The sequence below is a fragment of the Streptomyces sp. NBC_00341 genome (assembly GCF_041435055.1).
Lineage (GTDB): Bacteria > Actinomycetota > Actinomycetes > Streptomycetales > Streptomycetaceae > Streptomyces.
The window spans coordinates 6,248,863-6,261,125 of the sequence record NZ_CP108002.1; the positions used below are offsets into that span (position 1 = coordinate 6,248,863).

Below are 12,263 nucleotides of genomic sequence, written 5' to 3' on the forward strand. Positions count from 1 at the left end.
GCGAGCGAGCGAGTGAACGGAGCGGTGATGGTGGACGTCCCCACCCTGGTGGAGCAGGCCCGCGAGGGCAGGCCCCGGGCCGTGGCCCGGCTGATCTCCCTGGTGGAGGGGGCGTCGCCGCAACTGCGTGAGGTGATGGCGGCCCTCGCGCCGCTGGCGGGCAACGCCTACGTCGTCGGACTGACCGGCTCGCCCGGTGTCGGCAAGTCGACATCGACCTCGGCGCTCGTCTCCGCGTACCGGCGCCAGGGCAGGCGGGTCGCCGTGCTCGCCGTCGACCCGTCCTCACCGTTCTCCGGCGGCGCGCTCCTCGGCGACCGGGTCCGGATGTCGGACCACGCCTCCGACCCGGGCGTCTACATCCGCTCCATGGCCACCCGGGGCCACCTGGGCGGCCTCGCCTGGTCGGCCCCGCAGGCGATCCGGGTGCTGGACGCGGCGGGCTGCGACGTGATCCTGGTGGAGACCGTGGGCGTCGGCCAGTCCGAGGTGGAGATCGCCTCCCAGGCCGACACCTCCGTCGTCCTGCTCGCCCCCGGTATGGGCGACGGAATCCAGGCGGCCAAGGCCGGGATCCTGGAGATCGGCGACGTGTACGTGGTCAACAAGGCCGACCGGGACGGCGCGGACGCCACCGCCCGCGAGCTGAACCACATGCTGGGCCTCGGGGCGTCCCGGGGCCCCGGCGACTGGCGGCCGCCGATCGTGAAGACGGTCGCCGCCCGGGGCGAGGGCATCGACGAGGTCGTCGAGGCGCTGGAGAAGCACCGGGCGTGGATGGAGGAGCACGGGGTGCTCGCGGAGCGCCGCGCCTCCCGCGCCGCCCACGAGGTCGAGACGATCGCGGTCACCCGGCTCCGCGAACGCATCGGGGACCTGCACGGCGACCGGCGCCTGGGCGCCCTCGCGGAACGCATCGTGGCGGGCCGGCTCGACCCGTACACGGCGGCGGACGAACTGGTGGCGGGACTGACGGGGGAGGCCTGAGGCTCGCCCCCTCCCCTCCCCGGCGCGGCGTGCGGGCAGCGCCGGGGAGGGGGTCCGCCGCACTGAGGCGACGTCAGTTATGGGCCAAGGAAGTGCTGTTCGCGTATCTCGCCCTGCCGCACCCGCCCCGTACGTGACACGATTGCCGCCGGTCACGTGTCATGCGCGCCAGGGGGGAGTGGCACATGCTGAGTCCGCTGCGGGAGGACTCGCCCAGACGGATCGGCCCGTACGCGATACGGGCCCGGCTCGGGGCGGGCGGCATGGGCGAGGTCTTCCTCGGGGACCGGGGCGACGGCTCCGGTCCCGCCGCCGTCAAGACCGTCCGCCGCGACGTGGCCCAGGACCCCGGCTTCCGCAGCCGCTTCCGCCGCGAGATCACCGTCGCCCGGTCCGTCACCGGCCCCCGCCTCGCCCCGCTGCTCGACGGGGACGCCGACGCCGAAGTGCCCTGGCTCGCCACCGAGTACGTCGCCGGGCCCACCCTGTCCGCCGCCGTCCGGGGCGCGGGCGCGATGGGCGGGCCCGAGGTCCGGATGCTGGGCGCCGGACTGGCTCTGGCCCTGGCGGCCGTCCACGCGGCGGGCATCGTGCACCGCGATGTGAAGCCCGGCAACGTGATGCTCGCCGCCGACGGACCGCGCCTCATCGACTTCGGGATCGCCCGGGACCCCGGCGGCACCCCGCTCACCACCACCAGCCGGATGGTGGGCAGCCCCGCCTTCATGTCGCCGGAGCACGTGGCGGGCAGCGGACGCGTCGTACCGGCCTCCGACGTCTTCTGCCTCGCCTCCGTGCTCTGCTACGCCGCCACCGGCCGCGACCCGTTCGGGGACGGGCCCGTCGCCGCGGTCCTGTACCGGGTCAAGTACGTCGAAGCCGATCTGACGGAGGTCCCCGAGGGGCTGCGCGCCGTCCTGGAGGAGTGCCTGACCGCGGACCCCGCCGCGCGCCCCACCGCCGCCGCGCTGGCCGGCCTGCTCGCTCCCGGCGCCGCCGACGGGTGGCCCGCACCGGTGACCGGACAGATCGCGGAGTACCGGAGGGAGCTGGCCAGGGTCGGCGCGCTGGACGGGCCGCTGCTGCCGGGATACACGCCCACGGAGGCGGCCACCGGCAGCCGGGAGGCGCCCCGCCACCCCACCGTGGCGACGGACTTCGTGCTGCGCCCGCCCCAGACGCCCGCACCCGCACCCGCGCCGGAGCAGACCGCGCCGCCCCGCTCCCGGCGCCGCCGCAACCTCCTGGCGGCCCTCGCCGCGCTCGTCCTCCTCGGGGCCGCGACCGGTGCCCTGCTGGCGCTGCGCGAAGGCGGCCGGGGCGGCGGCGATCCGAAGGAACCGGCCGCCGTGCTCGCCGGCATAGACGCCCAGGGCGGCCGGGAGGGCGCCGGCACCGTCCCGTACGGCCGTGACGTCCGCCCGGCCGGGTGGCACACCTGGCAGGGCAAGGTGACCGGGCGCCCGTTCGGCTGCGCGGCGGGCCGCGACGTGCTGGTCTGCCGCACCACGGCCGGCTCCTACGAGGCGCTCTCGCCGTCCGACGGAAAGAAGCTGTGGGACTACTCGGCCCGGCTGGACGCCGATGAGGTCGGCGCCCGGATCAGCCCCACGGGGCAGGTCTTCATGCCGTCCGGATCGACCCGGCCCGCCGTCTACGGCGATCAGGTGCTGCTCGCCACCGGGGGCCGGATCGTCTCGCTGGACTCCCGTACGGGCGAGCCCCGTTGGGATACCCGAGCCGGATCGACACACGGCTTCGAGAGCGCGCCACTGGTCGCCGACGGACTGGTCTTCGCGGACATCGGCCCCACCCCGCAAGGAGCCCAGGTCGCCGCGTTCGATCTCGCCACCGGCAAGGAGAAGTGGCGCAAACCGCTGGTGGGCGACAACCTCGCGAAGGTCGACGAGTACGACTTCTGGCCGCTGACCACCAGGGACGGGGTGCTCTACCTGCGCGGCCAGGACGGACTGCGCGCCCTGCGCACCAAGGACGGCGCCGAGCTCGGCCGCAGGGAGGAGGGGCAGGACTCCCGGTGCTACGACGCGCTGATCAGGGCCCCGCACGTCTACTGCGCCGCGTACACCTACGCCGACGACGGCCCGCACATGGCCGTCCAGCGGCTCCGCATCCCCTCGCTCGCGTCCGACGGTGAGATTCCGCTGCCGGACGGGGTCACCGACGATGCCGCCCTCGCCGCCGTCGACGACCACGTGGTCGTCCTGGTCCGCACCGGCCTCCCCTGGGCGGAGGACGACATCGACCCGGAGATCGTCCTGGCCGGCCGGGACGACGGCAGGATCCTCGCCCGCTATCCGCTGGACCGGCGGTCCTTCAGCGACCCCGTCAACGCCGTCTCGCTCCCCGTGATCGTCGCGGACACCCTGGCGTGGGCGGACAGCACCAGCCTGTACAGCGTCGCCCTGCACGGCACGGGGAAGCCCGGCCCGCTGCGCACGACCGCGCTCAAGGGCGCTCCGGGGCCCGAGACGCGCAAGGACTACGACACGCTCCAGTGGGGCAACGTCCTGTCCGACGAGGTGCTGCCGCCGGAGGTGCTGCCGGTCGGCGGGGCCGTCTACGTCATCCAGCACGGCGGCCAAGTGCTCTCCGTCCCGCTGCCCGGTGCGTCCGCCTCATGATCGAACGGCCGGCCCCCGGCACCCGGACCCGGATCGGGCCCTACCACATCCTCGGCCTGCTCGGCACCGGCGGCATGGGCGAGGTGTACCTGGCGCGCCCCGCCGGGGTGCCCGGCGGTGCGCTCGTCGCGCTGAAGACCGTACGGCTCGAACTCGACCTGGACGACGGGTTCCGGGTCCGGTTCCGGCGGGAGATCGAGGCGGCGGCCGCCGTGCGCAGCCCCCGTACCGCCGCCTTCCTCGGCGGCGACGCGAGCAGCCGCACGCCCTGGCTCGCCACCGAGTACGTCCCCGGCCCCTCGCTGGCCGAGGCGGTGACCCGGGACGGGCCGCTGCCGGAGCCGGTGGTCAGGGCCATGGGCGCGGGTCTGGCCCTGGCGCTCGCGGACATGCACGCCGTACGGGTGCTGCACCGCGACCTGAAGCCGGGCAACGTGCTCCTGGGCCCCGACGGTCCCAAGGTGATCGACTTCGGCATCGCCCAGGCCTTCGACGCCACCCAGCTGACCCGGACCGGTGTCGTGGTCGGCAGCCCCGGCTACATCTCGCCCGAGCACGTCAACGGCTCGGCGGCGCTGGTGCCCGCGTCCGACGTGTTCTGCCTGGGCGCGGTGCTGGCGTTCGCGGCGGCGGGACGCGGTCCGTTCGACGACTCCGACATGGCGGCGGTGATCTTCCGGATCGCCCGGGGCGAGGCCGAACTCTCCGGCGTGCCCCCGCTGTTGCGCGAGGTGGTCTCCCGGTGCCTCGACGCACGGCCCGAGCGGCGCCCCGGCTCCCGGGAACTGGCCGCGCTGCTGCTCCCGGAGGGGCCCGCTGTCCCGTTCCCCTGGACACCGGGGGTACGGGAGCAGCAGGCCGACTACGGGCGGGCGGCCAGGGAGTGCGCCGAATCGGCTCCGGCCGAGCCCGATCCCGTGCCCAACGCGGCGCCCCCGCTGCCGCCCGGTCCGCCGCTCGTCGCCTTCCCCCTTCCCGGGAAGGCCGGGACCGGCGGTCCGCGCCGGGCGCCCCAGGCGGTTTTGGCGGCCGTCGCGGTCACGGTCTGCCTGCTGCTGGGCTACGTGCTCTGGCCGGACCCGCCGCCTGCCGAGGGCGGTGGCCCGGGGAGCGGCGCCCGGTCCTCGGGTCCCGGCGCCGGTCCGTCCCACGCCGCCGACACCGTCGGCGTCCGCGCCGTTCCCCGGGCCGACAGCGGCCGTACGGGCGACTTCGGCAAGGCCGCGACCGACCAGTCCGTCCGGCCCGCCGGCTGGAAGGCGTGGAAGTCCACCGTCCAGGGCGGCTCGGGCGACTGCAGCTTCGCGGAGTCGGCCCTGCTGTGCGGCGGCACGAAGGGGCTGACCGCGCTCGACGCGGCCGACGGCAAAAAGCGCTGGCGGGCCCCGAAAAGCGCCACCAGGTCTGTCGTCGCGGGCTTCACGAAGGGGACCGTGTACGCGTTCGTCGGCCAGGCACTGGTCGGCTACCGGATCACGGACGGCGCGGAGCGATGGCGCGCGAAGCTGCCCGCCGGACACACCGGTTCGGCCGCCGTCCAGGACGGCGACACCCTCTTCTACGTCACCGCGGGCAGCGCCCCCGGCACCGGCAGGCTGGCCGCCCGTCGGCTGACCGGCGACCGGGGCGAGCTGTGGCACAAGCCCTACGACGGCACCCGGCCCGTCCTGGTCGCCGACGCCGGGCGGCTGGTCGTGGTCGCGGGCGACACCCGGATCGTCGACGCGGCGACGGGCACCGTGAAGGAGCGGCTGTCCGCGAACGACTTCCCGTGCCGGGACCCTGCGCTCAGGGGCCGCGTGCTGGTCTGCCGGGCGGCGACGGGGACGGGCCTCGCCGCCATGAACGACGTGAACCGGCCCCGGGAACACCGGATCATCGCCGGCGGGATCGCGGTCCGGGGCCCGGTGGCGCTGACCGACGACGGAACCGTGGTGGTCAACGACGACGAGAGCCTCCGCGCCTTCTCCGTGGCCGGCGATGTGCCGAAGTGGCCCACGGACCAGTTCGCGGGCGGGGGCGGTTCGCCCTCGGTCGCCGGGGACGTGGTCCTCGCGGCCACGGGCGCGGGGGTGGGCACGTACCGGCGGACGGACGGGGAGCCGGAGAACACCACCAGTTACACCGGCGTCCCCTATCCGCCCAAGGACCCGCCGCAGCTGCTGGCCGTCGGTGACGTCGTGTTCCTCGGCTTCCGCGACGGCACGGTCGTCTCCGGCTACGTGCCCTGAGCCAGGAGCGCGGGGGCTTGCTCAGTCGTCGTCCCCGTCGTCGTCCCCGTCGTCCCCGTGGTCGCTGTCCGGCCGGTCCACCGTGACCTTCGCCGTCTTCGCGTCCACGTTCCGCTCGTGCTTCGCGCCGTCCTTGCCCCGGATGTCGATCTCCCAGTGCACCGCCCGGCCGCCGCGCCCGTCGTGGTCCTCCAGCTCGACGGAGGTCACCGTGCCGGGCGCGGAGCCGAGCGCGGCCCGGACCGCCTCGTCGAGCGTCACGGCGGTCCTGCGGGGTGCGTGCCGGTCGCCGTCGTCGTCGATGTCGACGTGCTTGCCGATCACCTTGCCGCTGCCCGGGTCCACCGTCACGTCGTGCCAGGCCCGGTCCGAGCCGTACACGTCGAGCTCCCAGACGAGCCGGCCGTCCTCCTCGTCGAGTTCGGCCTCGGTCACCGTGCCGGGGACGGCCCGGACGGCGGCTCCGGCCGCGTCCCCGACGGTGACGCGGGCGCTGTCCCGGCTCGCCGTGCCGCTCGTGCCGCTTGTCCCGTTCGTTCCGCTCGTTCCGCTCGCGGAGCCACTGCCCGCCAGGGCGACGGCGGTGGCGGCCCCGCCGCCTACCAGTACGGCTGCGGTGACGGTGGCGATGACGATCTTTCGCTTCATGAGGGGTCCTCCCCGATCGGATGGTCCGTTGCGACGGGACCCACCCTGCCGGGGTGATGCTGAACGCAGCCTGAAGCCACCTGAAGCCGTCTTCAGCTTCGGTTTGCGAGGCTGTGCGCATGCGCCTGTTGATCGTGGAGGACGAGAAGCGGCTGGCGATCTCCCTGGCCCGGGGGCTCACCGCCGAGGGATTCGCCGTGGACGTCGTGCACGACGGGCTCGAAGGGCTGCACCGGGCCTCGGACGGCGCGTACGACCTGGTCGTCCTCGACATCATGCTGCCGGGGATGAACGGCTACCAGGTCTGCGCCGCCCTGCGCGCCGCCGGACACGAGGTGCCCATCCTGATGCTGACGGCGAAGGACGGGGAGTACGACGAGGCGGAGGGGCTGGACACCGGCGCCGACGACTACCTCACCAAGCCGTTCAGCTACGTGGTGCTGGTCGCCCGGGTCCGCGCGCTGCTGCGCCGGCGCGGCGGCTCCGCCTCGCCCGTGGTCACCGTCGGCGCCCTGCGGATGGACACCGCCGCCCGCCGGATCCACCTCGGCGGGGACGAGATCGTGCTCACCACCAAGGAGTTCGCCGTGCTCGAACAACTCGCGCTGCGGGCCGGGCAGGTGGTCAGCAAGGCGGAGATCCTGGAGCACGTCTGGGACTTCGCCTACGACGGCGACCCGAACATCGTCGAGGTGTACGTCAGCACCCTGCGCCGCAAGCTCGGCGCGGCCGCCATCCGCACGGTGCGCGGCGCCGGATACCGGCTGGAGGCGCTGTGAGGTCGGTACGGGCCAGGGCGGCGCTCGGTGCCACGGTGGTCGTCGCCCTCGCCCTCGTCGCCGCCGGGCTGGCCGCCCTGCTGGTCCTGCGCGCCAACCTCACCGACCAGGCGGGCCTCCAGGCCGAGGTGGCGGCCCGCGAGACCGCCGGGCAGCTGGCCCTCGACGTCCCGTACGGCCGGCTGGAGACGGGCGACGAGGAGGACCACCCGGTCCAGGTGACCGACGAGGACGGGCGGGTGGTCGCCGTCTCCAAGGACCTGGAGGCGATCAGCGGCACCGGCACGGACCGGGTCACCCCGCAGCCCCCGCCCGCCGCCCCGGAAAAGGGTGGCGACGACGGTGACCGCGACGACGACGATGACGACGACGGCGCGGGCGCCGACCCCGGCCGGGGCGAGGTCTCCACCGACGAGCCGGACTTCAGCAACGGCACCGCCACCGTCGACGGCGACCGCGCCGACTACCGCTTCGCCTCCGTCGAGGCGACGGACTCCGCCGGGCTGACCCTGACCGTCCACGCCGGCGCCCCGCTCGCCGCGGAGCAGCGGGCCGTCGCGAGCGTGCGCGCCGCGATGCTGGCCGCGCTCCCCGTGGTGCTGCTCGTCGTCGCCGGGGTGACCTGGCTGGTGACCAGGCGGGCGCTCCGCCCGGTCGAGGACATCCGGCGCGAGATGGCGGCGATCACCGCGTCGGAGGATCTCAGCAGGCGGGTGCCGGAGCCCGCCTCGCGCGACGAGGTCGCCCGGCTGGCCCGTACCACCAACGAGACGCTCACCGCGCTGGAGTCCTCCGTCGACCGGCAGCGCCGGTTCGTCGCGGACGCCTCGCACGAGCTGCGCTCCCCGATCGCCTCGCTCCGCACCCAGCTGGAGGTGGGCGCCGCGCACCCGGAGCTGCTGGACGTGCAGGGCGCGGTGGCCGACACCGTACGGCTCCAGGTGCTGGCCGCCGATCTGCTGCTGCTGGCCCGGCTGGACGCGGGGGAGCGGCCCGGGAACGCGCGGCTGGAGCTGGGCGCGCTGGTGCGGGAGGAGGTCTCGCAGCGCACCGGTGACCGGATTCCGGTGGCGGTGGTGGTGTCGGCGCCCGAGCCCGGCGGGCTCGAAGTGACCGGTTCACGCGGTCAGCTGGCCCGGGTGATCGGCAATCTGCTGGACAACGCCCAGCGGCACGCGGTGAGTTCGGTCACCGTGGAGGTGCGGGCGGAGCGCGGTGGCGCGGTCGTCGCGGTCACGGACGACGGGGCCGGGGTGCCGGAGTCGGAGCGGACGCGGATCTTCGAGCGCTTCGTGCGCCTCGACGACGCCCGCGCCCGGGACGACGGCGGGGCCGGACTGGGCCTCGCCATCGCCCGCGATGTGGCCACCCGGCACGGGGGCCGGCTGACCGTGGCCGGTGCGGGGGAGCGCGGCGCCCGGTTCGAGCTGTGGCTGCCCGGCCCGCGCTGAGCGCCGCCCCCGGTGGAGCGGAGCCCCGGGTAGTGCGGGGCCCCGGTGATGTGGAGCTGTATCAGGCGCGGCGTGCGCGCAGGTGGTCCGCGACCGGGGCGAGGGCCGCGTGCAACTGTTCCAGCGCCTCCGGGGTCAGCAGGTCCATGAAGTGCTTGCGCACCGATGCCACGTGGTGCGGTGCCACCTTCCGCATCGTCTCCGCGCCGGTCTCCGTGAGGACCGCGTACAGCCCGCGCCGGTCGGACTCGCAGTTCTCCCGGCGGACCAGGCCCGCGCTCTCCATGCGGGTGACCTGGTGCGAGAGCCTGCTCTTGGACTGCAGAGTGGCGGTGGCGAGATCACTCATCCGCAGCCGCTGGTCCTGCGACTCCGAGAGGTTGACGAGGATCTCGTAGTCGTTGTTGGTCAGGCCGAACGGCTGGAGGTCCTTCTCCAGCTGGTGCATCAGCAGCCTGCTGACATCCAGGTGGGTGCGCCAGGCGCACTGCTCCGCGTTGCTCAGCCAGCGGGTGGCCGTCTCGGTCTCCATATATGGATTCTACCTAAGAAGTTGAAATCCGGACGAAGTTAGTTGGTGTGACGCCCGGCACGCGTCGGCCGGGTCCCGCGAGTGAGGTGCGGACGGTTCGGCGTCACACTCCGCAGAGTACCGTTCACAACCCGAAGCGCCGTTGGAGGTCCCCCGGCCGGCCTGGGGTGCGGGGGCTGGACCCAGGTTGACCCCCGCCCGGAACGCCCGCCTGCTGCGGCGTCGCCCCGGTCGGCTGCTCGGCCATCAGCACCTCGGTGGACTGGAGCAGCACCGTACCCGCGCCCACGAACTCGAACTGGTGCTCCTCGCCGGAGGCGCCGCCGATCCCGGTGAGCGCCCGCAGCCCGCCCAGCACACCGGACATATAGCCGTGGTCGTAGTGGTGGCAGGGCGAGGGGCAGTCCGCCCAGCCCACCAGCGCCTGCGGATCGACCCGCAGTGGCGGCTCCATGAAGACCACCGGACCGTTGGACGCGGCGACGAACTTCCCGGTGCCGATCAGCGTCAGGAACCCCGGCACGATCGACTGCTTCAGCGCCAGCGTCGGCTGGTAGGCCAGCAGGTTGCCGGACCGGATCGTGAGGTTCCCGTCCTCCAGGTCGTAGGAGTTCACATCGAAGGCCCGGTCCGCGAGCAGCATCTTCCCGCTGCCCTCTGCCACCACCCAGTCGCTCGCGTGCAGCGGCGAGTGGAAGCTCGTACGGACCAGCCGCTCGAATCGGCCGTGCCCGATGCCGTTGAACTCGATCCGCCCGTAATAGGCGATCATCTTGCCCTTCTGCAGGAACCACTGGCTCCCCTTGAGCTCCACACAGAAGGTGTACGCGTTGACGTTGTCGTCCGACGGCAGTGTCATCGGATCGAAGACCACGGGCGTGCTCACAGCTTCTCCTCGGAGGCCTGGACGTACACCGCACCACTGCCGCTCAGCTCCAGCTGGAACCCCTCGCCGGAGCCGCGCCCCACCATCTCGCGCCAGCCGAGCGCGGTGGAGAGCTTGTTGCGGACGTCGCCGTGGTGGGCGACGTACGCCTGCGGGTCCACGTGCACGTCGCGGCCCGGCGTGATCGGCAGCTCGATCACCCCGCCGTGCGCCATCACCGCCACCGCGCCATGCCCCTTCAGCGTCGTGGTGAACAGGCCCTGGCCGCTCACCTGGCCGCGCACCATGCCCATCACGCCGCCCTGCGAGCCCATGAACATCGTGCCCTGCTGGAGCGCGCCGTCGAAGGCGAGCAGCCGGTCGGCCTCCACGTAGAGGGTGTCCCCGGACAGGTTGATCACCTGGATGTGGTGGCCGCCGTGACCGAACATCACGGTGCCGTTTCCCTCGACCGTCATCAGCGGGGTCGCCTCGTTCGCCACCCGGCGGCCGATCATCGACATCACCCCGCCCTGGCCGCCCTGGATGTTCGGTGTGAAGGACACCTCGCCCCGGTAGGCCAGCATGGCGCCGCGCTGGCTGAACATCTTCTGGCCGGGGACCACCGTCGCCTCGACCATCTTCGAGTTGATCTCGCGGAACGGCATCAGAGATCGCCCCCGATCGTGTTCCGCTCGCTGGGCTGGACGTAGACGAGTCCCTCGCCCTCGAAGCGGATCTGGAAGGACTCGCCGGACCCCTCGCCCATCAGCGTCCGGAAGTTCACCCCGGACTGGAGGTGCTGCTGGAGGCTGCCCTGGTGGGCGATGTAGGCGCCGGGGTCGACGAAGAGCGGGTACTGGGCGGAGACCCGCAGGGCCACGGCCGAGCCGTCCGACATGATCGCCGCCTGGCCGGTCCCCTCGACGGTGGTGGTGAACAGGCCGTTGCCCGACCCGCCGCCGCGCAGCCCGGTGAAGGTGGTGCCGGTCCGCAGCCCGGCTTCGGTGCAGAGCAGATTGCTCGCCTCGACGTGCAGCTTCTCGCCGCGCAGCGAGACGAGGCTGATGTCGCTCGCCCGGTCCGCGAAGTAGCAGGTGCCCTCCCCCTTCACCTCCATCACGGCCATCTGCTCGCCGGTCAGCCGACGGGTCACCATGCCGCGCAGGCCCTCACCGCCGCCGGTCATCTTCTTGAACGCCATCCGGCCGTCGTACGCGACCATCGAGCCGTTCTTCGCCTTGACGGCGTCGCCGGTCAGGTCGACGGCGAGCGTCTTGCTGCCTTGGAGTCGGAACATTGCCACGGTGCGACGGTAGCCGCCGGAAATCCGGCCCGTCCCGCGAATGAGGACAAGGAGTGCCCGAAGGGCGCGAAACGGCCCCCGCTACACGGCTGGACGGCGGCCGGTGCCACAATGGTCGCGCTTGTGCCTGCGTTCACAAGCTGTCACCGTCCTCCCACCGAAGGTGCCCCCGTGGACATCAAGACCGCCACCGCCCTGCACCGGCTGCGCCTCATCTCGATTCCCGAGGCGCTGTCCTTCCCCGCGCTGATCCTCTTCGGCTCGGTGCTGAGCCGGATCTCCGACATCGACTTCCTGATGATGCCGCTCGGCATGCTGCACGGCGTGCTCTTCGTGATCTACGTCGTGGCTCTGCTGGACGTCTGGAACAAGACAAAGTGGCCGCTCAAGCGCGTCGCGTTCTTCTTCCTGCTCTGCGTGCTCCCCTTCGGCGGCCTGTACGGCGACAAGGTGCTCAAGCGCTACGAGGCCGACGGCGTCATCGCCGCCCGCGCCCGCCGGGAAGGGACGGTCAGCGCATGATCGTCGCCTTCTCCGTCAGCCCGCTGGGGGTCGGTGAGGACGTCGGCGAGTACGTCGCCGACGCCGTCCGCGTCGTCCGCGAGTCCGGGCTGCCCAACCGCACGGACGCCATGTTCACCTCCATCGAGGGGGAGTGGGACGAGGTCATGGACGTCGTCAAGCGCGCCGTCGCCGCCGTCGAGGCGCGGTCCGGACGGGTCTCCCTCGTCCTCAAGGCCGACATCCGCCCCGGTGTGACGGACGGTCTGAACTCCAAGGTCGAGACGGTCGAGCGGTACCTGGCCGACTGACACCGGGGCA

Annotated in this window: 12 protein-coding genes; 7 read left to right on the forward strand and 5 right to left on the reverse strand. The window is 73.3% G+C overall.

Translation table 11 applies throughout. From position 1 onward, the window contains the following. Positions 1 to 27 precede the first annotated feature (27 nt). The 3 genes from meaB (at position 28) to OG892_RS28305 (ending at position 5,860) form a co-directional block, all read left to right on the forward strand. The gene (gene meaB / locus OG892_RS28295; protein WP_073736857.1) at positions 28 to 987 is read left to right on the forward strand and encodes a methylmalonyl Co-A mutase-associated GTPase MeaB; all 960 of its coding nucleotides are present in this window, start codon (positions 28 to 30) and stop codon (positions 985 to 987) included. 185 nt (positions 988 to 1,172) lie between these two features. Beyond that, positions 1,173 to 3,629, forward strand: coding sequence for a protein kinase (locus tag OG892_RS28300; RefSeq protein WP_371630615.1), 2,457 nt, complete (start codon positions 1,173 to 1,175; stop codon positions 3,627 to 3,629). Next, positions 3,626 to 5,860, forward strand: a complete 2,235-nt coding sequence (locus OG892_RS28305; RefSeq protein ID WP_371630616.1) for a protein kinase — start codon at positions 3,626 to 3,628, stop codon at positions 5,858 to 5,860. The genes OG892_RS28300 and OG892_RS28305 overlap by 4 nt, the downstream gene beginning before the upstream one ends. A 21-nt stretch (positions 5,861 to 5,881) precedes the next feature. Here the strand turns inward: OG892_RS28305 and OG892_RS28310 are convergent, their stop codons facing one another. Continuing rightward, positions 5,882 to 6,508 (reverse strand): PepSY domain-containing protein, encoded by a 627-nt coding sequence (locus tag OG892_RS28310; protein ID WP_371630617.1) that lies wholly within the window; start codon positions 6,506 to 6,508, stop codon positions 5,882 to 5,884. A gap of 119 nt (positions 6,509 to 6,627) precedes the next feature. On the opposite strand from OG892_RS28310, the gene OG892_RS28315 reads away from it, so the two are divergent. Then, the gene (locus OG892_RS28315; protein WP_371630618.1) at positions 6,628 to 7,287 is read left to right on the forward strand and encodes a response regulator transcription factor; all 660 of its coding nucleotides are present in this window, start codon (positions 6,628 to 6,630) and stop codon (positions 7,285 to 7,287) included. Beyond that, on the forward strand, positions 7,284 to 8,738 hold the full coding sequence (locus OG892_RS28320; RefSeq protein ID WP_371630619.1) for a sensor histidine kinase: 1,455 nt from the start codon (positions 7,284 to 7,286) through the stop codon (positions 8,736 to 8,738). Before OG892_RS28315 ends, OG892_RS28320 begins: the two co-directional genes overlap by 4 nt. A 61-nt stretch (positions 8,739 to 8,799) precedes the next feature. Here OG892_RS28320 and OG892_RS28325 read toward each other — a convergent pair whose 3' ends face one another. The 4 genes from OG892_RS28325 to OG892_RS28340 all read right to left on the reverse strand — a co-directional run bounded on the left by OG892_RS28325 (position 8,800) and on the right by OG892_RS28340 (position 11,435). Beyond that, positions 8,800 to 9,270, reverse strand: a complete 471-nt coding sequence (locus OG892_RS28325) for a MarR family winged helix-turn-helix transcriptional regulator (RefSeq protein WP_073736851.1) — start codon at positions 9,268 to 9,270, stop codon at positions 8,800 to 8,802. A 124-nt stretch (positions 9,271 to 9,394) separates the two neighbouring features. Beyond that, positions 9,395 to 10,156, reverse strand: a complete 762-nt coding sequence (locus OG892_RS28330; protein ID WP_073736850.1) for an AIM24 family protein — start codon at positions 10,154 to 10,156, stop codon at positions 9,395 to 9,397. Further along, a complete protein-coding gene (locus tag OG892_RS28335) occupies positions 10,153 to 10,803 on the reverse strand; it encodes an AIM24 family protein (RefSeq protein WP_073736849.1) in 651 nt (216 codons plus the stop codon). Before OG892_RS28335 ends, OG892_RS28330 begins: the two co-directional genes overlap by 4 nt. Beyond that, a complete protein-coding gene (locus OG892_RS28340) occupies positions 10,803 to 11,435 on the reverse strand; it encodes an AIM24 family protein (protein WP_371631704.1) in 633 nt (210 codons plus the stop codon). The genes OG892_RS28335 and OG892_RS28340 overlap by 1 nt, the downstream gene beginning before the upstream one ends. Positions 11,436 to 11,612: 177 nt before the next feature. On the opposite strand from OG892_RS28340, the gene OG892_RS28345 reads away from it, so the two are divergent. Together OG892_RS28345 and OG892_RS28350 are read left to right on the forward strand one after the other, a co-directional pair. After that, the gene (locus OG892_RS28345) at positions 11,613 to 11,963 is read left to right on the forward strand and encodes a DUF3817 domain-containing protein (protein WP_073736847.1); all 351 of its coding nucleotides are present in this window, start codon (positions 11,613 to 11,615) and stop codon (positions 11,961 to 11,963) included. Next, the gene (locus tag OG892_RS28350) at positions 11,960 to 12,253 is read left to right on the forward strand and encodes an MTH1187 family thiamine-binding protein (RefSeq protein ID WP_073736846.1); all 294 of its coding nucleotides are present in this window, start codon (positions 11,960 to 11,962) and stop codon (positions 12,251 to 12,253) included. The genes OG892_RS28345 and OG892_RS28350 overlap by 4 nt, the downstream gene beginning before the upstream one ends. Positions 12,254 to 12,263: the final 10 nt, after the last annotated feature.

What these genes read in the sequence shown, in the direction of transcription:
- OG892_RS28350 (WP_073736846.1), top strand. Translation starts at nt 11,960, where the DNA reads ATGATCGTCGCCTTCTCCGTCAGCCCGCTGGGGGTCGGTGAGGACGTC.
- OG892_RS28335 (WP_073736849.1), bottom strand. Translation starts at nt 10,803, where the DNA reads ATGCCGTTCCGCGAGATCAACTCGAAGATGGTCGAGGCGACGGTGGTC.
- meaB (WP_073736857.1), top strand. Translation starts at nt 28, where the DNA reads ATGGTGGACGTCCCCACCCTGGTGGAGCAGGCCCGCGAGGGCAGGCCC.
- OG892_RS28340 (WP_371631704.1), bottom strand. Translation starts at nt 11,435, where the DNA reads ATGTTCCGACTCCAAGGCAGCAAGACGCTCGCCGTCGACCTGACCGGC.
- OG892_RS28315 (WP_371630618.1), top strand. Translation starts at nt 6,628, where the DNA reads ATGCGCCTGTTGATCGTGGAGGACGAGAAGCGGCTGGCGATCTCCCTG.
- OG892_RS28325 (WP_073736851.1), bottom strand. Translation starts at nt 9,270, where the DNA reads ATGGAGACCGAGACGGCCACCCGCTGGCTGAGCAACGCGGAGCAGTGC.
- OG892_RS28300 (WP_371630615.1), top strand. Translation starts at nt 1,173, where the DNA reads ATGCTGAGTCCGCTGCGGGAGGACTCGCCCAGACGGATCGGCCCGTAC.
- OG892_RS28310 (WP_371630617.1), bottom strand. Translation starts at nt 6,508, where the DNA reads ATGAAGCGAAAGATCGTCATCGCCACCGTCACCGCAGCCGTACTGGTA.
- OG892_RS28305 (WP_371630616.1), top strand. Translation starts at nt 3,626, where the DNA reads ATGATCGAACGGCCGGCCCCCGGCACCCGGACCCGGATCGGGCCCTAC.